A 693-nucleotide genomic window follows, 5' to 3' on the forward strand; every position below is an offset into this window, starting at 1 on the left:
CCCTAGCCAATTTTCACTGAAAGAGAAAGACAAGAAACGATGGTTGAAAGACCGTCTTGTCCGCTTTTCTGTGACATGCGGCGGAGTAAGTGTTCTTGCGGCTTTGGTCCTGATTTTTATTTACCTTGCGATGGTCATTCTTCCTATTTTCTCTGATGCAGATATTCAGACTAATCAGGTCAATAAGTCTGTAACAGTAACTCAACCGATTGCTCTTGCTGTTGATGAGTACGGACAGCATGCGGTTACTATTGAAAACTCAGGGAAAGTCCAATCCTGGGATTTAGACGCACAAAACTCCGATTCTTATTTCTCGGAGCAGATCAAAACTAAACCATCTGCCTTCGCCCGAAATACACCATCAGAAAACTGGTTTGCCTTCGCCACTGCGCTCGGTGATATTTCCCTGTTTTCTCCACAATTTAGTGCGCCGCTCTACAAGCCAGACAGTGTTGCCGAGCCCAAGGTAGAGCACCTTAATATGGCAGAGTCTTTCTTAACTCCAGCTGAGAGTGAAGGGACTCACATTGAACGCTTCGCTTTCTCGCTGCATTCGGCCCAACTCACCATTACTGCCCAATTGAGTGACCAGCGTTTGTTGGTGAAGTGGTATCAGGCCGACCTTCTTGGGAATTACCGCTTACAGGGGACACAATGGCTCTCTGATAAGTTTAGTCAACAAGATCAGATCTT

Annotated in this window: 1 pseudogene; it reads left to right on the forward strand. The window is 46.0% G+C overall.

Annotated elements, in window-relative coordinates:
* Positions 1-43: 43 nt before the first annotated feature.
* Positions 44-693 (forward strand): annotated as a pseudogene (locus KIV40_RS35140) (phosphate ABC transporter permease); the annotation flags it as partial.

Source organism: Vibrio sp. D173a (assembly GCF_030248475.1).